At 71.0% G+C, this 23,385-nt stretch carries 21 protein-coding genes; 17 read left to right on the top strand and 4 right to left on the bottom strand.

Annotation, left to right across the window (positions count from 1 at the left end; genetic code table 11):
* The first annotated feature begins 29 nt into the window (after window positions 1-29).
* The 17 genes from Acor_RS27405 (at window position 30) to Acor_RS27330 (ending at window position 17,887) form a co-directional block, all read left to right on the top strand.
* Window positions 30-1,247, top strand: a complete 1,218-nt coding sequence (locus tag Acor_RS27405; protein ID WP_155339643.1) for an acyltransferase family protein — start codon at window positions 30-32, stop codon at window positions 1,245-1,247.
* A gap of 179 nt (window positions 1,248-1,426) precedes the next feature.
* Entirely contained in the window at window positions 1,427-3,220 is a 1,794-nt protein-coding gene (locus tag Acor_RS27400; RefSeq protein ID WP_155339642.1) for an ATP-binding protein, read from the top strand.
* Window positions 3,220-3,801 carry a Pvc16 family protein gene (locus Acor_RS27395; protein WP_155339641.1) on the top strand — a complete coding sequence of 194 codons (582 nt, stop codon included), beginning with the start codon at window positions 3,220-3,222 and terminating at the stop codon, window positions 3,799-3,801. Before Acor_RS27400 ends, Acor_RS27395 begins: the two co-directional genes overlap by 1 nt.
* Window positions 3,802-3,818: 17 nt before the next feature.
* On the top strand, window positions 3,819-4,958 hold the full coding sequence (locus tag Acor_RS27390) for a phage tail sheath family protein (RefSeq protein ID WP_155339640.1): 1,140 nt from the start codon (window positions 3,819-3,821) through the stop codon (window positions 4,956-4,958).
* Between the two features lie 5 nt (window positions 4,959-4,963).
* Window positions 4,964-5,398 (top strand): phage tail protein, encoded by a 435-nt coding sequence (locus Acor_RS27385; protein WP_155339639.1) that lies wholly within the window; start codon window positions 4,964-4,966, stop codon window positions 5,396-5,398.
* On the top strand, window positions 5,395-5,763 hold the full coding sequence (locus tag Acor_RS27380; protein ID WP_218034513.1) for a hypothetical protein: 369 nt from the start codon (window positions 5,395-5,397) through the stop codon (window positions 5,761-5,763). The genes Acor_RS27385 and Acor_RS27380 overlap by 4 nt, the downstream gene beginning before the upstream one ends.
* A complete protein-coding gene (locus Acor_RS42375) occupies window positions 5,760-5,912 on the top strand; it encodes a DUF6760 family protein (RefSeq protein WP_170317106.1) in 153 nt (50 codons plus the stop codon). The genes Acor_RS27380 and Acor_RS42375 overlap by 4 nt, the downstream gene beginning before the upstream one ends.
* Window positions 5,909-6,820 (top strand): eCIS core domain-containing protein, encoded by a 912-nt coding sequence (locus Acor_RS27375; protein ID WP_155339638.1) that lies wholly within the window; start codon window positions 5,909-5,911, stop codon window positions 6,818-6,820. The genes Acor_RS42375 and Acor_RS27375 overlap by 4 nt, the downstream gene beginning before the upstream one ends.
* Before the next feature lies 1 nt (window position 6,821).
* Complete coding sequence (locus Acor_RS27370; protein ID WP_155339637.1) at window positions 6,822-7,538, top strand: CIS tube protein; 717 nt, start codon at window positions 6,822-6,824, stop codon at window positions 7,536-7,538.
* Window positions 7,535-9,172, top strand: coding sequence for a phage baseplate assembly protein V (locus Acor_RS27365; RefSeq protein ID WP_155339636.1), 1,638 nt, complete (start codon window positions 7,535-7,537; stop codon window positions 9,170-9,172). The genes Acor_RS27370 and Acor_RS27365 overlap by 4 nt, the downstream gene beginning before the upstream one ends.
* Complete coding sequence (locus Acor_RS27360) at window positions 9,169-9,516, top strand: hypothetical protein (RefSeq protein WP_155339635.1); 348 nt, start codon at window positions 9,169-9,171, stop codon at window positions 9,514-9,516. The genes Acor_RS27365 and Acor_RS27360 overlap by 4 nt, the downstream gene beginning before the upstream one ends.
* A complete protein-coding gene (locus Acor_RS27355) occupies window positions 9,513-9,902 on the top strand; it encodes a GPW/gp25 family protein (protein WP_155339634.1) in 390 nt (129 codons plus the stop codon). Before Acor_RS27360 ends, Acor_RS27355 begins: the two co-directional genes overlap by 4 nt.
* A complete protein-coding gene (locus Acor_RS27350; protein ID WP_155339633.1) occupies window positions 9,899-12,037 on the top strand; it encodes a putative baseplate assembly protein in 2,139 nt (712 codons plus the stop codon). The genes Acor_RS27355 and Acor_RS27350 overlap by 4 nt, the downstream gene beginning before the upstream one ends.
* A complete protein-coding gene (locus Acor_RS27345) occupies window positions 12,034-13,665 on the top strand; it encodes a phage tail protein (RefSeq protein ID WP_155339632.1) in 1,632 nt (543 codons plus the stop codon). The genes Acor_RS27350 and Acor_RS27345 overlap by 4 nt, the downstream gene beginning before the upstream one ends.
* A gap of 8 nt (window positions 13,666-13,673) precedes the next feature.
* Entirely contained in the window at window positions 13,674-15,674 is a 2,001-nt protein-coding gene (locus Acor_RS27340) for an acyl-CoA synthetase family protein (RefSeq protein WP_155339631.1), read from the top strand.
* Complete coding sequence (locus tag Acor_RS27335) at window positions 15,667-15,879, top strand: hypothetical protein (RefSeq protein WP_155339630.1); 213 nt, start codon at window positions 15,667-15,669, stop codon at window positions 15,877-15,879. Before Acor_RS27340 ends, Acor_RS27335 begins: the two co-directional genes overlap by 8 nt.
* Before the next feature lie 7 nt (window positions 15,880-15,886).
* Entirely contained in the window at window positions 15,887-17,887 is a 2,001-nt protein-coding gene (locus tag Acor_RS27330; RefSeq protein WP_155339629.1) for a DNA/RNA non-specific endonuclease, read from the top strand.
* 21 nt (window positions 17,888-17,908) lie between these two features.
* Here Acor_RS27330 and Acor_RS27325 read toward each other — a convergent pair whose 3' ends face one another.
* The 4 genes from Acor_RS27325 to Acor_RS27310 form a co-directional block, all read right to left on the bottom strand.
* Window positions 17,909-18,925 (bottom strand): DUF2515 family protein, encoded by a 1,017-nt coding sequence (locus tag Acor_RS27325; protein ID WP_155339628.1) that lies wholly within the window; start codon window positions 18,923-18,925, stop codon window positions 17,909-17,911.
* On the bottom strand, window positions 18,915-19,766 hold the full coding sequence (locus tag Acor_RS27320) for an alpha/beta fold hydrolase (protein ID WP_155339627.1): 852 nt from the start codon (window positions 19,764-19,766) through the stop codon (window positions 18,915-18,917). Before Acor_RS27320 ends, Acor_RS27325 begins: the two co-directional genes overlap by 11 nt.
* Window positions 19,767-19,803: 37 nt before the next feature.
* On the bottom strand, window positions 19,804-20,259 hold the full coding sequence (locus Acor_RS27315) for a nuclear transport factor 2 family protein (RefSeq protein WP_155339626.1): 456 nt from the start codon (window positions 20,257-20,259) through the stop codon (window positions 19,804-19,806).
* A gap of 82 nt (window positions 20,260-20,341) precedes the next feature.
* Window positions 20,342-23,107, bottom strand: a complete 2,766-nt coding sequence (locus tag Acor_RS27310; protein WP_170317105.1) for an ATP-binding protein — start codon at window positions 23,105-23,107, stop codon at window positions 20,342-20,344.
* Window positions 23,108-23,385 lie beyond the last annotated feature (278 nt).

The following is a 23,385-nucleotide window of genomic DNA, read 5'->3' as shown; positions in this document are numbered from 1 at the left end:
GGCTTGTCACACACCATGGCGGAGGCCAGATGACAGACGCGCACGTCGAGTCGGCTCACGTGGGCCGCCCGGAGCGGCGGACCGAACTGGACGCGATTCGTGCGCTCGTGGTGGTCGGGCTGGTGCTCTTCCATTCGGCGCTGGTGTTCGACGCGCACGACGACTACTACGTGAAGAACGCCGAGACCACCGACGCGACCATGATCGCGGCCGGGCTGGGCGCGGTGTGGGCGATGCCGACGCTCTTCCTCATCGCCGGCCTCGGCGCGTGGCACTCGCTGCGCAGGCGTGGCGCGGCCGGATTCGCGACGGAGCGGCTGCTGCGGCTCGGCGTCCCGCTGCTCTTCGCGACAGTCACGATCATCCCGGTGCCGCAGTGGCTCCGGCTGCGGGCCGACCCCGCCTACCACGAGTCGTACCTGCGGTTCCTGCCGCGATTCTTCGACGTTCGCCTGGAGCTGTCCAGCTTCCCGTTCATCGTGCAGGGCAAGCACTTCGAGAGCGGCCACCTGTGGTTCGTGGTGATGCTGCTCGCGTACGCGCTGCTGCTCGCCCTGGTGCTCCGCTGGCTGCCCCGCGACCGCGGTCGCCGGATCCGCGACCGGCTGGCCGTCGCCGTCCAGCGGCGCGGGGCGGTGCTGCTGCTGCCTGCCCTCCCGATCGCGCTGGTCACCGCGCTTCACGGCATGGAGGAGGCCTACGCGGGCTGGAGCCGCTGGGCGTACCTGCTCTTCTTCCTGTACGGATTCGTCCTCGCCGCCGACGAACGATTCCGGACGGCGATGCGCCGCGACGCGACCCTCGCCCTCGCCACCGCCGTGCTCCTCCTGGCCATCGGCATGCCGACCGCCCTGGCCATGAGCGGGACGCCGGGCGCGGATCCCTTCACCGACATGACCGCGCTCGCGATCGGCGTCCGCGTCCTGTACGGCGCGGCGGGATGGTGCTGCGTGGTCGCGATCCTGGGCCTGCTGGACCGCCGAGCGGCACGGACCCGAACACCGGATCCGCAGGGCGGCCTGGGGAAACGGCTGTACGGCTACCTAGCCCCCGCCGTGCTGCCGCTGTACATCCTGCACCAGCCGATCGTCGTCGGCGTCGCGTACGGCGTGGTCGGCTGGGACGCGCCGATGGTCGTCAAGTACCTCGCGATCGCCGGCGCCTCGCTCGCCCTGACCGTCGCCGCGTACGACCTGCTGGTGCGCCGCACCCGGCCGACCCGGTTCCTGTTCGGCATGCGTGACTAAAAGTCGTAGATATTTCCCTTGCTTGCTTAATTAAGGGAATAGGACGTTAGCGACAAATATTCGAGAAGTTCTTGAAGAGCTTGATATCTCCTTACCAGCGCTGGACAAGCGGCCCATTGACGGTTCCTGACCCGATTCTTACGATGGCGGGCACGGGGATGTTGAACACGGGGGCACACGTGTCGGATACCGCACCAGCTGTTCGATTTCCTCTTGCCGGTAGGGCCGTATTAGGTACGGCCACCGCCGAAGGCCGCAGCTGGCTGCGTGACACCTACGGCCTGTCCGACACCGAACTCGGAATCATCGCGCTGGCGCTCGAAGCCGAGTTCGGAGGCGAGCGACCGACCGTCGGCGACGCTCTCACCCGAATCCCCGGCGCCACCCGGTCAGATTTCCGCGTCCAAGGCCCGCTGCTGGCCGAGCGCCTTCTCGTGCTCGTCCAGGATCCCGGGGCGATCCGGCCGCCACTCGTCGCCCATCGCCTCGCGCTCGACGACCAGATCGTCGACGTCCTCCTCGGCGAAAGCGGTCTCGACCGGCGGCTGTCCGGCTGCTGCACGCTCACCGCGGCGTCCCCGAGATCCTGGGACGCCGTTCCGCTCGCCGAGGCGCGCCGCGTCGCCCTGCTGGACACCGTCCGCGCCGCCTGGCCGTACCGGCCGCTCGTCCTGCACTTCCACGGCCCGGCCGACTCGGGCCGTGGCACCACCGCCAGGGCTCTGGCGGCCGAGCTTGGCGCACCCCTGCTCACTCTGTACGACCTCCCGACCCCCGACACGATGGCCCGCGCCCTCCGCGAGGCCACCCTTCAGGGCGCGCTCCTCTACGTCACCGCCCCCGGCCCGCCGTTGACCGGACTCCCGGCCCATCCGGGCATCGTGATCCTCAGCGGCGCCGTCCCGTGGACGGCCCCGCCCGGAGCGCCCACGCTCGGCGTCCACGAGGTCTCCTTCACCCGTCCCGGCTACGAGGTCCGTCACCGCGTCTGGACCGCCCGCCTCTCCGAGGCGGGCCTTGACCCGGCCCACGCCCGGGAACTGGCCGCCCGCTTCACCTTCGGCCCCGGCCAGATCGCCGCGGCCGTCGCCGCCGTCGCCGCGTCCGACCCGGGCGTCGTGGTCCGGGACGGGCTGTTCGCCGCCGCCCGGGCACAGACCGGGCACGGGTTGGGCGCACTGGCGCGGCGGACGGAGCCGACCCGGACCTGGGACGACCTGGTGCTGCCCGATGACGCGCTGGCACAGCTGGAAGAGCTGTGCGATCACGTGATCCATCAGCGGAAGGTCTGGCAGGAATGGGGGTTCGCTGAGCGGATCGGCTACGGACGCGGCACCACCGCGCTGTTCAGCGGGCCGCCGGGAACGGGGAAGACCCTCGCCGCCGAGGTGGTCGCGGCACGGCTGGGACTCGATCTCTACACCGTCGAACTGTCCCGGATGCTCTCCAAGTACGTCGGGGAGACCGAGAAGAACCTGGAGCGGATCTTCACCGAGGCGGCCGGCACCGACGCCGTTCTGCTGTTCGACGAGGCCGACGCGCTGTTCGGCAAACGTTCCGAGGTCCGGGACGCACACGATCGCTACGCCAACATCCAGATCTCCTACCTTCTGCAGCGGATGGAACGGTACGAGGGGGTGGCCCTGCTCGCCACCAACCTGCGGCAGCATCTCGATCCCGCCTTCACCCGCAGGCTGACCTTCCTCATCGACTTCCCGCTGCCCGGGGAGGAGGAACGGCGCGGACTCTGGGAGCGGGCGCTGCCGCCGCGTACTCCACGCGAGGAGGGGCTCGACCTGAGCGAGTTCGCCCGCGCCTACCAGCTGTCCGGTGGCGGCATCCGGAACATCGCCCTCCGGGCGGCGTTCCTCGCCGCGGCCGCGGGCCGTCCGGTCGGGGCCGGGGACCTGCGGGCCGCCGCCGCTCGCGAGCACCAGAAGATGGGCCTGGTTCTTCCCGGCGGGACGGGCTGATGTTCCAGGACCTCGACGCCACGATCGGCGCCATGCTCCAGGACCCCGCCGCGCCCCAGCAGCTGCGCGGCGCCCAGATCGCCTTCGACACGCCCGACCGGAACTTCCAGCCCGCGCACGCGACGCTGAACCTGTTCCTGCACGAACTCAGCGAGAACCGGGAGCTCCGCGACGACGCCCGGGTCATGGAGCTGTCCGGCACCACCTACACCAGCCGGTTGCCGTCGATCCGGATCGACTGCGTCTACCTGCTCACCGCCTGGTCCACCCAGTCGGCCGCGCTGAAGACCGCCGAGGAGCACCAGTTGCTCGGCGCCGCGCTGGTCTGGCTGGCCCGGTTCCCGACCCTGGAGACCCGCTTCCTCAGGGGCGTGCTGCAGAACCAGCCCTACCCCGTCCCTGCCACGGTCGCGCAGACCCGGGAGGGCCAGCAGATGGGGCACTTCTGGAGCGCGCTCGGCATCGCGCCGAGGCCGGCCTTCTCGCTGACCGTCACCGTAGCGGCCGATCCCTTCGACCAGACCGAGCAGTTCCGGACGCACACCGGCGTCATCGTCAAGACCGTTCTCGAACACCCCTGAGCGCTAAGGAGCAGACCATGGTCGACTACGAGACCAAGGCCCCCGGGGTCTACGTCGAGGAGGTCACGCCGGCCGGGCCGATCACCGGGGCCGGAACCTCCGTCGCGGCGTTCATCGGCACCACCACCAGGCTCCCCGCCGACGCCCAGCTCGGCCTGCCCGTCCCGGTCACCACGTGGACCGCCTACACCTCGGCCTTCGACGACTACAAGAGCGGGCTCCAGCTGCCCTACGCGGTGCGCGGGTTCTACGACAACGGCGGCGGCCTGGCCTACATCGTGCCGGTCAAGGATCCGGTCGCCGGGCTCGACGGCGCGCTCGACCAGCTCACCCGGCTCCCCGACATCAGCCTGGTGTGCCTGCCCGGGGTCATCGACCCGGCGGTCCAGGCCAAGGTCCTCACGCACTGCGACACGATGGGCGACCGCATCGCGATCCTCGACGGCGCGCCCGACAAGACCCCGATCACTCCTACGGGCGCGCTGCAGAAACAGCGGAGCGCCCTCAAGTCCGCGAACGGGTTCGGCGCGCTGTACTGGCCGTGGATCGTGATCCTCGACCCGGACGACCCCGCGAGCAAGATCTCGGTCCCGCCGTCCGGCCATGTCGCGGGGATCATGGTCCGCTGCGACGACAAGGTCGGGGTGCACCGGGCCCCCGCCAACGAGATGATCCGCGGCGCGGTCGACCTGGACTACCTGCTCAACGATGTCGAGCAGGGCGTGCTCAACCACAACAAGATCAACGCCATCCGCCGCTTCCCCGGCGGTCCCCCGCTGGTCTGGGGCGCGCGGACGCTGACCGACAGCGTGCCCTGGCAGTACGTCAACGTCCGGCGGCTGGTCTGCTACATCGAGGACTCGATCCGCGAAGGCGTGCGCTGGGCGGTGTTCGCCCCCAACAACATCGCCCTCTGGAAGGGCCTGGAACGGTCGATCACCGACTTCCTCACCCGGGTCTGGGAGGCGGGGGCGCTGTTCGGCGCCAGCGCCAAGGAGGCCTTCTACGTCAAGATCACCGAAGAGCTGAACCCGCCTGACATCCAGGCGAAGGGCCAGGTCGTCATCGAGATCGGGGTGGCGCCGACCCGGCCCGCCGAGTTCATCGTGCTGCAGATCGGCCTCTGGGACGGCGGCACGACCGTCAGCGAAGGGTAGGAGCCATGCCCCCAGGACAGCGGGTCGATCCGTACCGCAACTTCAACTTCCTCGTCGAGATCGAGGGGCTCGCCGTCGGCAGCTTCGTCGAGTGCAGCGGCCTCGGCTCGACGACCGAGGTCATCGAGAACCCCGAGGGCGGCGTCACGACCATCCTCAAGATGCCCGGCCGTACCAGCTACTCCGACATCACGCTCAAGTGGGGGCTCACCGACTCGCAGGTGCTGTGGGAGTGGCGGCAGCAGATCATCGACGGGAACGTGGTCCGTAAGAGCGGCTCCGTCGTCGTCTTCGACCTGGCCGGGAGCAGGGAGGTCGCGCGGTGGAACTTCACCGGCGCGTGGCCGTCGAAGTGGGAGGGCGCGGCGTACTCGGCCAAGGGCAACGACATCGCGATCGAGACCCTGGTGCTCACCCTCGAGAAGCTCAGCCGGGTGTGAGCGTGCTGGTCACCGAGATCGAGTTCGAACTGCCCAAGGGCTATGTCGACGCCGAGGGCACCCTGCACCGGGTCGGGGTGATGCGGCTGGCGACGGCCGCCGACGAGCTGTACCCGCTGAAGGACCCTCGGGTCCGCAACTGGCCCGCCTATCTGATCGTCATCCTGCTGGCCAGGGTCGTGGTCAAGCTCGGCGGGCTGCCCGAGGTCAACGCCGGGGTGATCGAGGGCCTGTTCTCCGAGGATCTGGCCTACCTTCAGGACCTCTACAACCGGGTCAACGGCCTGACACCGCACACCGTCACCGTGACGTGCCCGCACTGCGAGCGATCGCACGAGGCGGAGGTGCCGCTGCTGGGGGGATGACCGGCTACCCCCTGGACCGGGTCCGCCAGGAGGTGGCCTTTCTCGGACGGCATGTGCACTGGACCCTCAGCGAAGTGCTCGACCTCGACCACGCCTCCCGCCGCCGGTGGGTGCGTGAGGTGCTCGACCAGACGCGGGAGGCGCGATGAAGACGCTCGGCGAGCGGCTCGACCTGGCCGGACGGCGGCTGGCCGCGCGGCATGTCACGAGCTTCCCCTGGGAGAGCGCGCTGCTGCCCGCCCTGAACCGGGCCGCCGCGCTGGACGCGCCGCTGGCCGGCCGGTTCGACCGGGTCGAACCCGACCTCGCCCACCAGGACCATGCCGACGCCAGGGACGCCGCGCCGCTCTCCCCCGAGGTGCGCGGCCGGATCCGCGACCTGGCGGGACCGGGGGCCGACACGCTGCGGCCCCATGTCGGAGGGGCCGCCGATGCGCTGGCGCGGCGGCACCGCGCGGACGCGGTCACGCTCGGGGCCGACGTCTACTTCCGCGACGACCGCTTCCACCCCGAGGAACCGGCGGGCCTCGGCCTGATCGCCCACGAGGCGGCACACGTCACCGACTGGCTCTCCTCGCCCCGCCCGGCACCGTACGGAACCGGCCCCTCCGGCCGCGCGGCGCCACCCGAGATCGCGTCCCCCGAAAGCCCGGCCGAACGCGCCTTCACCTCCTGGCCCGGCCCCGCGCCCCCCGGGTGGCCACCGCCCGGCGCCCGGCAGGACGGTCCGAGCGAGGCCGGGCAGCCGCCGTACACTCCGGGACCCCCGGCGACCGCCTCGCACGGCGCGGACGACCACGCGCTCGCGGTGGAGAACGCGACCAGGCTGGCCGGAACGGCCGGGCCGGGCTTCGTGATCGGCCCGGCCGTTCCCGATGTCCCCGCCGGTCCGGTTCCCCGGCCGCCCGGGCCGCAGGCCGGTCCGGCGCCGATGGCCGCCGGCGTCGGCCGCGACCTCGCGACGCCCCCGCCGCCGGTCGACCTGGAGCAGCTCCGCCATGACCTGGTCTCCGACCTGATGCGGCAGCTCAGGTCCGAGTTCGAACGAGGAGGGTGAGATGGCGCTGCCCGGATCCGACCGCCCGGCCACCCGTCGGGCCGGAAGCGAGCTGGCCAAGGCCACGCTGATCGACACGACCACCGGGACCGCCCACCGGGTGATGTACAACCCCGACGAGCTGAAGTTCGAGCAGGGCAACACTTTCGCCGAGGTCGGGATCCCCGGGCTCGACACCCCGCCGATCCAGTACATCCGGGGCAAGGCGCGGACCCTGTCGATGGAACTGTTCTTCGACACCTACGAGTCCGGCCAGGACGTGCGCGCCTTCACCGGGCCGATCGTCGCCCTCCTGGACCGCAGGCGGCAGACTATGGCCCCGCCCGTCCTGCTGTTCTCCCTCGGCCAGGTGCAGCTCCGGTGCGTGCTGGTGGAGGCGGGCCAGCGGTACACGATGTTCCTGCGGGACGGCACCCCGGTGCGTTCGACGATGTCGGTGCGCCTGCAGGAGTACGCCGAGGTCGCGGTGGAGATCCGGCACGGTCTGTTCGCCGGCTCGCCGACCGTCACCGCGGTCGCCGATCTCGCGGCCGCGGCGGTCACCGGCCGGGACGCCACCGTCCATCTGACCGTGCTCGGCGAGACCCTGAGCTCGATCGCCGCCGCCTATCTCGGCGATCCCGGTCAGTGGCGGCGGATCGCCGACGCCAACCGCGTCCTCGACCCGTTCGACGTTCCGCCCGGCACCCGGCTCGTCATCCCTGGGGGACGCCCGTGAACACGTTCGCGCCGCGGTGCGAGGTCCGCATCTCCGGGCTCACGATGGCCGCCGACCTGGCCGCCCAGGTCCTGTCCGTCACCGTCGAGACCGATCTGGATCTGGCGGGCTCCTTCAGCCTGCTGCTATACAACGCCGACAACACCCTGCTGGACTCCGCGCTGCTGGACCCGGGCAAGACCGTGGAGATCCATCTCGGCTACGGCACCGAGCTGTCCCCCGCCTTCCTCGGCGAGATCGCCGCCATCGAGCCGTCCTTCCCCTCGGACGGCCCGCCCACGATCCGCGTCACCGGCTACGACAAGTCCTACAAGATGCGCCGCGGCCAGCCCGCGCCGACCGAGTACAACTTCCTCAACGACAGCCTCATCGCCGCGCGGATCGCGGTGATGAACGGACTGATCCCGGTCGTGGACCCGACCCCCGGCCTGAAACCGAAGGTCATCCAGGTGGAGAGCGACTTCGCGTTCCTGAAGACGCTGGCCGCCCGCTACCACTTCGACGTCTATGTGGAGTGGGACCGGCTGCACTTCCAGTTCCCCCGGCCGAAGACCGCCGCGCACGTCCTGGAGTGGGGCGTCAACCTCAGGTCGTTCGAGCCGAGGATCTCGGCGGCCGGGCTCGCCGGGCTGCAGGAGATCCGCGGCTACAACCAGGAACTCGCCCAGGCCATCACGGCGACCGTCGTCGCCACCGAGTTCGACCCCGCCGACCTGGTCGAACGGCTGGGCGACACGGCGCTCGACCTGCTGACGTCGCTGGCCCGCAAGGGGATCAGGCAGCAGACCGTCGACAACCCGCTGGACGCGATGGTGCTGGCCCGATCGCTGCTGGCCAACCTCCTGGAGGGCCTGTACGAGGGGTCGGGGTCGTGCGCCGGGCTGCCGTCCCTGCGGGCCGGCGACTATCTGGAGATCCGCGGGGTGGGCCGGCGGTTCTCCGGCGCCTACCGGGTCCGCAAGGTCACCCACCGGCTGAGCGGCAGCGGGCTCAGCACCGAGTTCTCGATCAGCCAGCGCGGGCATTCCAGCCTCCTCGGGATGCTGCGCAAGAAGATCGTCGAGGAGCCGTCGCCCAACGAGGCGACCAAGTTCTACGGGGTGGTCGTCGGCACGGTCGAGAACAACGACGAGCTGCGGTCGGTGCCGCCCGAGATCCCGACCGGCAAGGTGAAGGTGTCCTTTCCCGGGCTGTCGGACTCCTTCACCACCACCTGGGCGCCGGTCGCCGCCGCCATGACCGGCGGCGACATGGGCTTCTACGCGCTGCCGGAACCCGGCGACCAGGTGCTGGTGGGTTTCGAGCACGGCGACCTGTCCCAGCCGTACGTGCTGGGCAGCCTGTGGAACGCCAACGCCCTCCCGCCCGCCTCGAACCTCGACGGCACCAACAGCAGACGGGTGCTCAAGAGCAAGGCCGGGCACACCATCACCTTCGACGACACCCCGGGCGTCGGGAAGCTCACCGTCAAGGACGCCATGGGCAGCTCGATCGAATTCGACTCGGCCACCGGTGCGATCACCATCAGCTCCCTCGGCGACCTCACGATCAAGGCGCTGGGCAAGCTCACGCTGGAGGCCGCCGCGGGGACCACGAAGATCGAGATGACCGCGACGGAGGTGAACGTCTCGTGAAGGTGCTCACCACCGGCTCGGCCGTCAACTGCACGCACCCGCCACCGGCCGTGCCCGCCGGCACCGTGACCCTGTCCAGCACCGCGAAACTCAAGGTCTCCGGCAAGCCGGTCCTGGTCGAGCCGGGCCTGGGTTCGATCACCGGCTGCCTGAAGAAGGACCCGCAGAACGACATCCCCTGCTCCTCGATCGTCCCGCCGATCACGGGCAAGGCGCTGAAACTGAAGGCTTCCGGCCTGTCGGTGCTCCTTGCCGGCCTCAAGGGTTCCACCAGCGGCGTCATCCTCACCGTCATGGGCACGCTGACGGCCCAGGCGAACCAGACGAAGCTGGGGGCGCGGTGACCGAGCAGTTCCACGGCCGGGGCGCGGCCCACCCGCTGCGGCTCGACAACGCCGGAATCGGCCAGTCCGCCGGGGCCGCCAAGGTCGCCGAGTCGATCCGGATCATCCTCGGCACCCAGCACGGCGAGCGGGTGATGCGCCCGACCTTCGGCACGAACCTGCGCAGCCTCGCCTTCGCGCCCAACAACGGCGCCACCGCCGACCTGGCCCGTTACTACGTCACCGAGGCGCTGGCCCGCTGGGAGCCGCGCATCGAGCTTCTCGACGTCACGGTCACCAGCGACAACTCCGGTGGCCGGCTGGACATCGCGATCCGCTACGAGCTGCGCGCCACCCGGGAGACGCACAACCTCGTCTATCCGTTCTACCTGGAGGGCGGTCGATGAGCTTCGACTCAGAACGCGGGAGGATCCTGCCGCCGAATCTGGACGACCGGACCTGGCAGGACCTCGTCGACCAGATGCGCGCGCTCATCCCGACGTATGCGCCGCAGTGGACCGACCACAACCCCAGCGATCTCGGCATCTCGCTCATCGAGCTGTTCGCCTGGCTGGCCGAGGGCATCATCTACCGGCTCAACCAGGTGCCGGACAAGAACTATCTCGCCTTCCTCGGGCTGCTGGGCATCACCCTGCGGCCCGCCGTGCCCGCCCGTACCTACCTCACCTTCTCCGCGGGCGCGGGGGCACCCGTGATCGTCCCGGCCGGGACGCAGGCGCAGACCCAGGGCGGGACAGAACCGGTGGTCTTCGAGACCGACGAGGCGGTCACCGTCCTGCCGACGATGCTCAAGGCGGCGGTGCTGGCCGGGCCGTATCCGAAGGACGCCGTCTCGGCCACGTACGTCAATCTGTCGGCCCCGCTGACGGGCCAGCCCTCGGCGCCCGAGACGCTGAACGTCCCCGCCGGGCAGAGCCTCCTGCTCTGCCTGGGGTTCGACCGCAAGGTGGCCGACCCGATGACGCTGGGCCTGCGCCTGTTCCAGGGTGCGGACGCCCCGCTCGCCGTGACGCTCGTCTGCTCCCGCTCGACCACCCCGCCGCTCGGCTGGACCGCGGTGCCCGGCGCGGCCGACGGCACCGGCGGCCTCACTCACGACGGCATGCTCCGGCTGACCCCGCCGGCTGACTGGTCCGCCCAGTCCGGCTGGCCGAGCGTCACCCCGAGGACCCCGCAGGACGCCGTCCCCGACGCGTTGTTCTGGCTGGGGGTGACGGTCACCAACAAGGGCACGGTGGCCGCAGGAGTGGGACTGAACCGGCTGCTGTTCAACGCCGCCCCGGCCACGACGGCGCTGACCATCCGCGCCCCCGCGCGGCTCGGCACCAGCACCGGACTGCCCGGCCAGGTGTTCGCGCTGCCCCATCGCCCGCTGGCCCGCCGGCCCGACCTCGACGATCCGTACCCGGACCTGGCCGTGCAGGTGGGCACCGGCACCCCGGCGGTGTGGCAGGACTGGAACCGGGTCGAGGAACTGCCGCCCGGCCCCGGGAACCTCTACCGGGCCGACCCGGCGACCGGTGAGATCCACTTCGGCTCCTTCGACGCGCAGACCGGGTCGGGCCGGCTGGGGCACGGCACGATCCCCCCGGCGGGCAGCGAGATCAGGGCGCTGCGCTACCGGTACGTCGGGACCGGCGCGGCGGGGAACGTCGCGGCGGGCCAGGTGACGGTGCGTGGATCCACCCCCGACGGCTCCATGCCGCTCGGCATCGCGACGGTCACCAATCTCGGCCCCGGCGAGGACGGCGCCGACGAGGAGCCGATCGAGCAGGCGCTGGCCCGCGCACCGCAGGAGCTGAAGTCACGGGACCGCGCCGTGACAGCCGAGGACTACGAGTTCCTCGCCGAGGAAGCGGGCGGCCACGTCATCCGGCGCTGCCTCGGCCCCCGGATCCATGAGGAGCCCAGCGCCGGACGCTGGGCCAAGGGCGATCCGTGGTCGTACGGCGGGCTGACCCGGGCGCCCGGGTCGGTGTTCCTGATAATCGTCTCGGACCAGGACCAGGTAGCCCGGCCGGTCCCGACCGCCGAGCAGATCCAGCGGGTCAGCGCCTACCTGGAGCCGCGGCGCGAACTGACGGCCAAGCTGAACGTCGTCGGCCCGCGCTATCTGCCCGTCATCACCACGGTCACCGTGACGATCTGGCAGCAGGCGATCGACGCCGGTGTCGTCGAGGCGCAGGTGAAGGCCGAGACGCTGCGCCGGATCCAGGAGTTCCTGCACCCCACCCGGGGCGGCCCCGCCGGGCGCGGCTGGCAGGTCGGCCAGGCGGTGTTCAGCTCCGACCTGTTCCGGGCGATCGCGCCGCCGCCCGACGTCGGCTACCTGGCCGAGCTGCTGATCCGGCCCGATCTGCCCGCCTACGTCGATCCGCCCGCCCCCGGCCAGGCCCTCGACATGCTCAAGGAGCGGCCGTTCGACCTGTCCCCCAACGGGGCGTCGGTCCGGGTGGCCGACTACGAGTTGATCTGCGCGGCCGCGACCCAGCAGATCACGACCATCAGGTCGCCGCGATGAGCGACAAGAGCGGCTACCTGCGCCATCTGCCCCCGGTCCTGTGGCAGGACGAGCCCGAACCCCCGGAGTTCTCGCTCGGCGCCATGCTGCGGATCTTCGAGAAGGTGCTGACCGGGATCGACGACGGGGTGCCGCTGCCCAAGGAGGCGCTCGCCCGCCAGGTGGCCGCGGTCCCCCGGCTGTTCGACCCGCGCACCACGCCCGAGGAGATGCTGCCGTGGCTGGCGTCCTGGGTCGCGCTGCGCTTCCCCACGTTGCAGGGCGAATACCACTGGGACGTCGCGCAGCGGCGCCGGGTGACCGGGCAGATCGCCGGCGTCTACCGGTGGCGGGGACGCCATGGCGGGCTCACCCGCTACCTCGACCTGTACGCCGCGGGCCGGATCCGGCCGAGGGTCGCCCTCGACACCGGCGCCCGGCTGCTGGCCCTGACCGTGCCCCGGCCCGGCGTACCCGCCCTGGTGTCCGGGCTGGTCACCCAAGGGCCCGTCGTGATCGGGACGAAGGTCCACGCCGAGGGGGTGACCCGGCCGTGGACGATCGCCACCGCCTCGGACGGCACGCTCTTCGCCGGAGACCTCGGACTCCCCGCCGCCAGCCCGGTCGGCGTGCGCGGCCGGGTCTGGCGTCTGGACGCGGGCGGCGGGCCCGACCAGGCCGGACGGCCACCGCTGCCGGCCCCGGTGGCGCTGCCCGTCCAGCCGACCAGGATCGTCGCGGTGGCGGTGGTCCCGGCCAGAGGCGCGCGTCCCGAGACCCTGTACGTGCTCGACCGGCCGGGGAAGCTGTACGCGCTGCCCGCCCCGTTCCGGGCGACGGCCACTGAGGTGGCCACCCTGTCGGCCGCCGGCACCGCCTTCGACCCGGTGGCGATGACCGTCGACCCCGGCAACGGCGACCTGCTGGTGCTCGACCGGGGCAGCGGAGCGGGCACCGCCAACGGACCGAAGATCATCACCGTCAGGTTCGACCCGGTCGCGACCACCCGGACGGCCCTACCTGCCGTCCAGGAGCCGCTGTCGCTGTTCGCCGAACGGGACGGCAGCCTGCTCATCGGGGACGGCGGGCCGCAGGAGCCGACCGGCCCCGCCGACCTGCCCGGCGGCCTGCTGCGGGTGGTCCGCGCCGCGACACCGTGGACGGTCACCCCGGTCCTGTCCGCGCCGCTCACCGCGCCGACCGGCATCGCCCGTGGCCGCGACGGAGAGCTGTACGTCCTGGACGTGGGGCTGAAGCCGTTCGCGCCGTCGACCACCGACCCGTTCATCGGACCGGTCTCCCGCGACGCCTGCGTGCTGCGGGTCGATCCGGCCGCCGGCAAGGCGGTCCAGATCACCGAGCGGGGCCAGTTCGTCTACCCGACCGGGATGGTGGCCGTCGGCGACCGGCTGATCGTCTGCGACCCCGGCCAGCCGACCACCCCCACCGACGTGGCGGGCCACGAGCCCTACTGGTGCCGAGTCCAGCCGCATCTGTTCAACGTCGTCCTGCACTTCACCGCCGACCGGCTGCCCGAGGATCCGGACGAGCGGCACCGAGCCCTGGTCCAGGTGGTCGGCGACATCCGCGGCATCGTCGACGCACAGAAGCCCGCCCACACCATCTGGAACCTGATCACCGCAGTCTAGGAGCCCCGATGAGCGCAGGTGCGATCAAGCGCACGCAGTACTGGAACGTCAACACCGGCAGCGTGCGTACCGGCGCCACGGGCCACGGCGAGAGCTACACCGACATCGAGCACTACCTGCTCCCGCTGGAGCGGATCCGCGGATCCGCGCTGCACTCCTGGGGTGTCACCGAGGGCCTGGAGGTGACCGTGGCCGCCGGGACGCCGGGCCTGACCGTCATGACCGGCAGCACGCTCGACGCGTCCGGCCGGCTGGCCGTGCTGTCGGAGGGCGGCACCGTGATCGTCGACCAGACCGTCGACGCGGACGACCTGGAGAACATCCCGACCGTCGTGGTCGGCGCCGACGGCGTGACGATCCCGACCACCGGGCCGGACGACTCCTACCTGCTGACGTTGAGCTGGCGTGAGGTTCTCGACCCGAGCGCGCCCGCGGCCGGTCCGGTCCTGATGCACGCTCCGTGGCTGCGGATCGTCAAGCTCGCGGGCTTCACCGACGACGGCGAGCAGGTGGTACTGGCCGGGTTCCACGCGCAGGACGACGGCCAGGTCACCGCGCTGTCCCCGGGGCCGCGGCGGATGTCGGGCGTGACCGCGGGACGGCTGGAGCTCCGGGTGCCGACCGCCGGGACGATCGGCCAGCGGCTCGCCGCCGTACTGGCCCCGGAGCCCAACGGCGACCTCGCCTTCACGGTGGGCGCCGGCACTCCCCCGCTCCGGATCTCCGCGGCGACCGGCGGGCTGCGGTTCCCGTCCTCCGACCAGCCGTACGAGATCTACACCCCCGCCGATGGCACGCTGCGGATCGGTACTCCCACGGCGGGCACCGACCAGGTGATCCTCGACAGGGCGGGCAACCTGACCATGGGTGTCCCGGCCGGGACTGCCCGCCGCCAGCTCCACGTCGAGGGCACGGAGATCCACACCGGCGGGAACGGCGGCGGGTTCTCCTTCGCCGACCGGAACGTGAGCTCCTTCATGGAGACTCCGGGAACCGGGGAGCGCTGGGTCTGGTACAGCGTCGGCGGCGCCGCCCGGCTCTGGTCCGGCTGGGACCGGTTGACCTTCTCCGCCTCCAGCCCCGACGGCGTCGGCCTCGAAACGCACGGCCGGATGCGGATCAGGCAGGCCGGCAGCTCTTCGGCGGGAGTCTGGCTCCACCAGGACGTCGCGGCATCCGACCGGGGCTTCATGGGCATGGCATCCGACGATCTCATCGGGTTCTACGGGATCAACTGCGGCTGGGGCATGCTCCTCGATGTCAAGACCGGCGAGGTGACCCTCGGCTCCTCGTTCGGCAGGCGGTGGGGCGCGGCCACCCTGAACCTGTGGGGCTCACAGCTCAGCGACGTCGGCGAGGGCACTCTCAGCATCCGCAGCGGCGGCAGCATCGTCGCCTTCGACGGCGGTGACGGCGTCGTCATCGGTTCCTCGGTCCCGGCCGCGGGGACGGCCCTCCACGTCGTGGGGACCAGCTACCTCCAGGGCTTCACCAGGGTCAACGGCGACCTCGTCATCAGCGGCAACGTCCACTGCCGCGGCTTCATCAACAAGAGCGGCGGAGGCTTCCGCATCGACCATCCGCTCGACCCCGCCAACCGCTACCTGAACCATTCGTTCGTCGAGTCGCCTGACATGCTCAACGTCTATGTCGGCACCGCCGTCACCGACGAGCACGGACGGGCGACCGTCGAGCTGCCCGGCTACTTCGGGGCTCTCAACCGCGACCACCACTTCCAGCTCACCCCGGTCGGCACACTGGCGCTGACGGCGATCGACACGGAGGTCGAGGGCAACTCCTTCACGATCCGGACCGACCGCCCCGGTGTGAAGGTCTGCTGGCAGGTCACCGGCGTCCGCCAGGACGACCTCGCCGAGCAGAACCGGCTCGTGGTCGAGGAGGAAAAGGCCGCGACACTACGGGGCCGCTACCTCCATCCAGAGCAACACGGCGAGTCCGCCGAGCTCAGCCTGTTCGCCGCCCTCGAAGGAGGCCACCCCGATGCATGACCAGATCGCCGCCCGCCTCACCGACCTGCGCCGAGAGTTCGCCATCGGCGAAGAACGCCTCCGCGAGCTGATCCGCGAAGAGGGGACCGTGCGCGAAACGCTGCTGCGGATCAGCGGCGCCATTCAGGTCCTTGAGGAGCTCACCACCGACGTCCCGCCCAACGGCACCCGCTCCGCGCCCGACGACGCCCTGAAACTTCCGTGAACCGCCGATGACAGAGCTGGCGCTCCACATACCGGCGAAAGCACCCGGCCTCGCCGGCCCGGCGATCGCGCCGCCGGATCGGCAGGAAACATCGGCTGCGCGGCTGACGCTGCCGCCGGGCGGCACCCGGGAGGCGATCGGCGCGGTCATGGCGGCGGTCGACGCGATGGCGCCGGGGATCGATGGCCGGTTCCACACGGTGTACCGGGGAGAGCGGCTCAGCCTCACGTTCGAGCAGGCGGCGCGGGTCAGGGCCACCGCGCGGGAGTCGCTGTCCAACGCGCTCGCGTACTGCGCCGGGCGGGCCGGACGGGCGACGGGCCTGTACCAGGAGACCGAGCGGGTCAACGCCGAGAGCCCGATCACCTCGGGCGTCGTCAAGGGCGTTCGGTACGTCACGACGTGGGGCGACTACGAGAATCCGGGCGAGAAGCTCGTCGCGCCGACGGCGAAAGCCGAGCGGGAGATCGCCGAGGCCCGCGCGGCGATCGCCGCGGGAAGGTTCGCCGAGGCCGCCCAGCACGTCGCCGCGGCCGAGGCCACGACCCGCGAGATGAGCACCATGGTCGCCCAGTACCGCGACCACCTCATCTCGGGTGGTGAGACGACCGCCAAGGCCCTGGGGTACACCGCCACGGCGGCCTTCATCACCCTCGGGGCGCTGGCGGTGGCGGTCAGCGGCGGCGCGGCTCTCGGACTCGCCCCCGAGGTGATCGGCGCCGGGATCGGCGGCCTCAGCGCGGCCGGCACGGCGACCGTCGTCAGCGTCGGGGCGCCCATCGTCGCCAACGTCGGCACCGGGGCGATCAAGGCCGCCCACGGCGAGCAGGTCGACTGGGCCAAGATCACCACGGACGCCGCCGTCCAGGTGATCCTGGCCCGCTTCGGCGGCAAGGCCGGCTCCGCGATGTTCGCGAAGATCGCGGGCAGGCCGGAAGTCCAGGCCCTGACCCGTCAGGCCGTCGCCGCCCTGCTCAGCGGGGTGGCCACGCACGAGCTCTCCCAGGCTTTCACCGTCGCCGTCGAACACACCCTGGCGGCCTGGCGCGGCCGCTTCTCCTGGGACGGCTTCCGCGACGACCTCATCGGCCGGCTCCTCGACCCGGTGGGCCTCTTCATGGCCGTCGTCATGAGCGGCGCCCATCTCGGCATCAACCGCAAGATCGCCGCCGCCTCCGCGAAGTCCCGCCCCGCGCCGGGGGCGAATCCGGCCGCGGCCACGAGCCCGCCACCGGCAGCCGCCCCGCCGCAACCCACGGGGGCATCGGCCGGGCACGCGCCGACCGTCACGGCGACCGCGCCGCCGACGGCCGTCAAGCCCGGCGCCGCCACCTCCGCGTCACCGCAGTCCGGTGCGGCCAAGGCGGCGTCCGCGGCGAAGAATCCCGTGTCCGCCGCGGCTACAGGTGGAACGAAGAAGGCGGCGGGGAAAGGCCCCAGCCGGGATGAGGTCCGGCGTGCGGAGGTGCATCGGGAACTGCACGGGGAGATGCCGGAGAACATTCGATCGCAGGTCGCGGGCAAGAGACTGACCGTCGTCGACGAGCGCCCGGTGAGCCGGGGCGGCGGAAAGCCGCAGCCGCCGCCCAAGGGGGTCAAGCCGTTCGAGGAGCGGGTGCTGGTGGGCGACCTGGACGAGCATGGCCATCCGACCGGCATCGTCGGGGAACTCCACCCGTCCGACATCAGGACGGGCACCAGCGCGAGCAACGACCCGACGGGCGTGTACGCGGCGGGCGACCACCGCGGCCACCTGCTGGGAAAGGCATCCGGCGGCTCGGGCAGCGACCGGGGCAACCTCGCCTGGATGGACGAGGCCTTCAACAAGTCCCGGTACCGGACCCAGTTCGAGATCCCCGTGGAGAATGCCCTGGCAAAAGGCCAGTCGGTGGCCTTCGACATCCAGCCGAGGTTCAAGAATGGGCGGCTGACAGGAGTTCAGGTCTGGGCTCGGACCGGCTCTGGCGAACTGATCGTTCCCCCACAGACGATCTTCGTGCCACCCTGACGGCGGATGAGCGTGGCAAGGCTAGCGGTGGCGACGCCGGGAGGGCAGGAGTTGGAACGGACGCCGGGTGCCTTGGGCGCCAGGCGTCCGGCGCGGAATCTCCGTTCGCGGTGGCACGCAGGGCGTCGACGCGAGGACACGAGCCGCAGCCAGAATGCGTCGCATGCTGGCGTCACTCAGGGACGGGTCGGCATCGAATCTCCGGAAGCGGGGCACGACGCTCGCCACGAGCCAACCCCAGCGGTCGTCGTAGCGGGTGATCCTCGGCCACGGCCGCGCGCGTAGGGCTCGGGTGACCGAGTAGAGGTAGAAGGACGTGAAGTACACGACTTCCCGCCGCAGGCCGTGCACCTCGAAGCTCGTCGCCGCGCCAATCGAGACGAGCCTGGCGAACGCGCAGGAAAGGCTATCGAAGTTGGGTTGCACCAAGGTGCGCTGCTCGTGCTCCAGGAGCTGGATGTTGCCGTCCCAGATGAGATTCTCGGCCGAGCGCCGGGCGTCCGCGGACGAGGCCCCGTCCTCCAGGATTCGGCGTCCTCGGTCGATCGCCTCGAAGCCCGCGAGAACGGGCGCGTAGTGGCGCTCCGCTCCCAGCAGCGTTCGCAGGCAGGCGATCCCGTCGTCGGCGGTGACGTAGGCGAGATGGACCCAGAAGATGTCGTTGAAGATGGCGTTGTTCGTCTCCCGGATGGTGTTCACGTCCTGCGTCAGGAGCAGTCTCTGGCGGCCCAGGCTGTGCGGGATGTCCACGTAGCCGGTGCGGTTGGCGTCCAGCCTCAGCGGAAAGAGGGCGAGCCGGACGTGGTGCGACGCGATCGCGGCCATGCCGGCCCACTTCAAGGATGCGGGCTGGAGCGTGTAGAGCCAGGCATAGCGTGACGAGATCTCGACGTTACGATGGAACGCGCAGCACTTACCGGTCAGCAGATCGTCGGCCACCGCCTTCCATCCTTCGACCGTTTCCGGCATCCCGTCCCGGCGGATGAGCTCGTGCGGCTCGCCCCGGCCTTCGCCGGAGATGTACGGCTCAGCGGGCATGGCCGGCGACCGCGTGGACGAACTCGAGCAGAGCCCGGTTCACCTCGTCCGGATGCGTCCAGGCGATGTTGTGCGGGCCTCCCTCGATCGCGACCAGCTTGATGTCGTCGAGCAGCGCCGGCAGACGCGCCGCGGTCGCCTCGAAGGGAAGGATCCTGTCCTCCGTGCCATGAACGACGAGCACCGGCACGTCGATCTTCGGCAGATCGCGCCGGAAGTCGGTGAGCCAGGCGTCCACGCACGCGTACGTCGCGAACGGCGAGCTTCCGGCGGCGACAGCGAAACTCGCCTGCCAGGCGGGCTCGCTGATCCGGTCGGGCATGAACTTGTCCACGTTGTAGAAGTTATCGAAGAATTCCTTGAAGTACGCGTAGCGGTCCTTCACGATCGCCGCCTTGATGTCCTCGAACACCTGACGGCCGACGCCTTCGGGATTGTCGTCGGTCTTCAGCAGGAACGGCGGGATCGCGCCGAGCAGCGCGGCCCTCCGCACCCGGCTGGAGCCGTACGTCCCGAGGTAGCGCGTCACCTCGCCCGACCCCATCGAGAAGCCGACCAGAACGACCTCCCGGAGATCAAGCTGCTCGAGCAGGTCGTTCAGATCGGCCGCGAAGGTGTTGTAGTCGTAACCGACCGAGGGCCGGCTCGACCGTCCGAACCCCCGGCGGTCGTAGGTGATGACGCGGAAACCCTGGGCCAGCAGCACCCGCTCCTGGCGCTCCCACGAGTTCCCGTCCAGCGGATACCCGTGCACCATCACCACGGGCATTCCACTGCCGTGGTCCTCGTAGTGGATCTCGATGGGTACGTCGTTCTCCGTTCCGACGATGATCCGCGGCACTGTCACTCTCCTATCGCGAGGTCTTGTTGACGAGGCTCTAGCTCAGGATCGGTTCGGCGACCGCCTCATCGAGGCCAGCGGCCGCCTGGGCGGCCAGCGCACGGTCGACGGCTTGCGAATCCTCGAAGACGTCGAGCGCGGTGATCTTGCCCCACCGCAGGGTGATCACGTGCACGGCATGCTGGGAGTAGCCGTCACCGTTCAGCAGCGTCGCGGTGCCGTCCCATCGCACGAACACCATGGTGTGCCACGGCCAGCCCTGCACCCAGATGTCGTTGATCTTCAGATGGAGGCTGGGCAGGACCCGGGCCAGGCGCTCGAACCACCGGCGCAGCGCCTCCCGGTCGTGCCGCTCACCGCCGATCGCGTGGACGCCGCCGAAGCGGTGGTGCACTGTCGGGCTGATCGAGGTCATCAGCTCATCCCAGCGACGGTTGTTGACGTGGTCGAAGGACTGCCGGATTCTCATCTTGACGATCGAGCGGTACAGCACGAGGTCCCCTCCAGGTCACGGGAATGGACCCGAACCTAGCCATCCGCCCGCACCGTCGTGTACGTCACACGACGGTGGTTCGTTACGAACCGTCCGGCGGCCGGAGGGCGTCCCGGAGCTGTGCGCGCGAGGTGATGCCGAGCTTCGGGAAGAGCCGATGCAAGTGCGTGCTCACCGTCCGGTGGGAGAGATAGAGCCGTTCGCCGATGTCCCGGTTCGAAAGGCCCTCGGCCGCCAGCTGCGCGATCTGGAGCTCCTGAGGGCTCAGCTCCGCCCACGCCGCGGGAACCCGCCGGCGCGCACGCTCTCCGGACGCGCGCAACTCGCGACGCGCCCGGTCGGCGAAACACAGCAAGCCGAGCGCGTCGAAGACCCGCGCCGCCTCGCGCAGCGGTGTACGCGATTCCGCGCCTCGCCGTCGCCGGCGCAGCCAGCCACCGTACGCGAGCTGCGTACGGGCGGTGTAGAAAGGCCAGCCCGCGGTCCTCGACGTCATCGCGGCCTGGAATCGCCGCTCAGCGGTCTCGTCGTCGGCCAGCAGCGCACCGGCGTAGGCGACCTGAACCTCAAGGTGCGGAGCGCCCGTGGCCACCGCGATCCCCTCCCACTCGGTCAGCAGACCGCGAACCAAATCGAGGTCGCCGTCGCCGCGTACAGCCGCATCCACGAGATCGGCCAGCGCCCAGCCGCAGACGTAGGGCTGGTGGGAAGCATCCGCGGGATCGTAAATGCGGGCGAGATGATGGTACGCCTCGGCCGGGCGATCGGCTGCGAGCGCCGCCCTGCCGCGAGCGAACGAGATCAGCGAGAGCTGCGGGCTGGCGCCCATCGGCACAAGCGCCCCCTCGGCGTCGGTGATCAAATGATCCGCCGTTTCCTCCTCGCGGAGTTCGGCGACGGCGATGGCGTGCGCCAGGCTGGCGGCGCGCCCGAAACGGACCTGGCCCACCTCCCCGGCCAGCCTCGCCGCTTCGTCCGCGCTGGTGATCGCGTTGCGAACCGCGCCGCAGTTGACGTCGGCCCAGGCCTCGTACATGAGGCACTGGGCGAGCCGCGCCAACCGGCCGTCGGCCCGATATCCCGCCACCGCGGAACGAAGGAACGGAAGAGCGAGGTTGTCGGCCCATACAGCCATCGCGGCCCGGCCGACGGCCATCGACTCGTCCGGACCGGGCAAACCGGCCTGCGACATCCGCGCGACCCGGGCGATGACCTCCGGGCCGCGCCGGATCGGATCGATGAGTCCGAGCGCCGCCAGACGCTGCGGGTCGTCGGCCGGGACGGCGAGCCGCTCGACGAACACCGACACGTGCCGCCTCGTCTTGTCGTCCAGCTGGTCCCAGTAGGCCCGGACCGACACCGCGCCCAGGGCTTCGAGGGCTCGCCGGCCGTCCCCCCGGTCGGCGAAGTCTTCGGCGATCCGGGCGAAGCGCCGGATCGTGGACGCCCCGGACCAGGCCCTCGTCAGGGTCTCGAGATCGAACGCGGCCATCGCGGCCTCGTGGGCCGGAAGCCGTCCGATCTGGAGCGCCGCGCGAAGGAGCCGCACCGCCTCCGCCGAGCGGCCGAGCTGGTTCGCGAGATTGCCCGCCCGCGCGAGCCGCAGCGCGCGAAGCCTCGGATCGGCGGACAGCCCGGCCGCCCGCTCCAGCGCGGCGAACGCGATGTCGAGGCCGCCGCGGTCGGTCGCCCGATCCGCCGCGGCGACGAGGGCCGAGGCGATCTCCTCGACCGGGCCTGGTGCGGCCGCCGCCCGGTGCCAGACCGCCCGATCCGGGTTGCCGGCCAGCGTCCGGGCGAGCGCCCTGTGCGCCGACCGGCGCTGCTCGCCCGTCGCCGCCTGATAGACAGCCGACCTGATCAACGGGTGCCGGAACCGGAACTCGCCGTCATCGAGCGTTCCGAGGCCGGCCGCGGCGACCACAGCCCAGTAGCCGGCGCCCAACCGGCCGCCGAGGAGTTCTTCAGCCGCTTGATTCAGCTCGGCGAGATTGCCGTCATGGAGGGCCGCCAGCAGCACCAGCGCCCGCACGTCGGCGTCGAGACCGGCGAGCCTCGTCGCGAACGTCGCCTCAAGCCGGGCCGTCAGCGGCAGCGGCTCCCAGCCCCGGGTCAGGTCGAGATCGACCGCCGCGGCGGGCAGTTCGATCAGGGCCAGCGGATTGCCGGCCGCCTCCGCGAGGATCCGCCGTTTCAGGTCCTCGGACAGCCCGGTCTCGTTCACGTCGATGAGCGTGCGCGACGCGTCGGCGTCCAGCCCGACGAGGGTGAGATCGGGGAGGCCGGCCTCGTCGAGAGCACTGGGCACACCGTCGCGAACCGCGAAGAGCAGGATCACCGGCTCCATCTCGAGCCGCCGCGCCACGAACGCCAGCACCTCGGCCGACGACCGATCGAGCCAGTGCGCGTCCTCGACCACGAGCAGCAGCGGTGCCTGCGCCTCCCGCTCAGTGATCACGCCGAGCGTGGCCAGGCCGATCAGGAAGAGATCGGGCGCGTCACCCTCGGTGGCCCCGAACGCCACGTCGAGGGCCTTGCGCTGTGGATCAGGACGGTGACCCACCCGGTCAAGGAAGGGAAGCAACAGCTGATGAAGCCCGCCGAAGGCCAGCCGTGCCTCGGACTGCGTACCCGTCGTCGTCACCACCGCCGCGCCGCGCTCGCGCGCTCGCTCCCCGGCCGCCGCGAGCAACGCCGATTTGCCGATACCCGCCTCGCCCCGGACGACGAGGGCGCCCCCACGCGTCGCGATCTGATCGACCATTCCGAAGAGGCGGTCCAGTTCCTGATCACGCCCTACGAGCAGCCGCCGGGCAGGCCCTCCGGCCTTCGGACCGGCAACACCCATGCCCATCCTCCCGGGTCTCGGCGATAACAGCCGCCGCGCCGCGATCGCCCGGCCCGCACGCCCAGGGCTTCGTGAAACCTGGTCGTGCGCGCCGGTAACCATCAGGACGCATCGCTGACCTGATTGTGGCCTACGAATGAACCGCTTTCGCGAAGTTGGCGCTCCAGCGGATGCGCCTCAGCTAAGCCCGAGCACCCCCGGCAACAGATGCAGGGTTGCCTCCACGGAGGTGGTGTACGAGTCTCCGCTGGTAGCAGGCATGGCGTCATTGAATTGAG

The sequence above is a fragment of the Acrocarpospora corrugata genome (genome assembly GCF_009687845.1).
Classification (GTDB): Bacteria; Actinomycetota; Actinomycetes; order Streptosporangiales; family Streptosporangiaceae; genus Acrocarpospora; species Acrocarpospora corrugata.
Note: the sequence above shows the minus strand (reverse complement) of the source record. Positions and strands in the feature narration are given on the sequence as shown.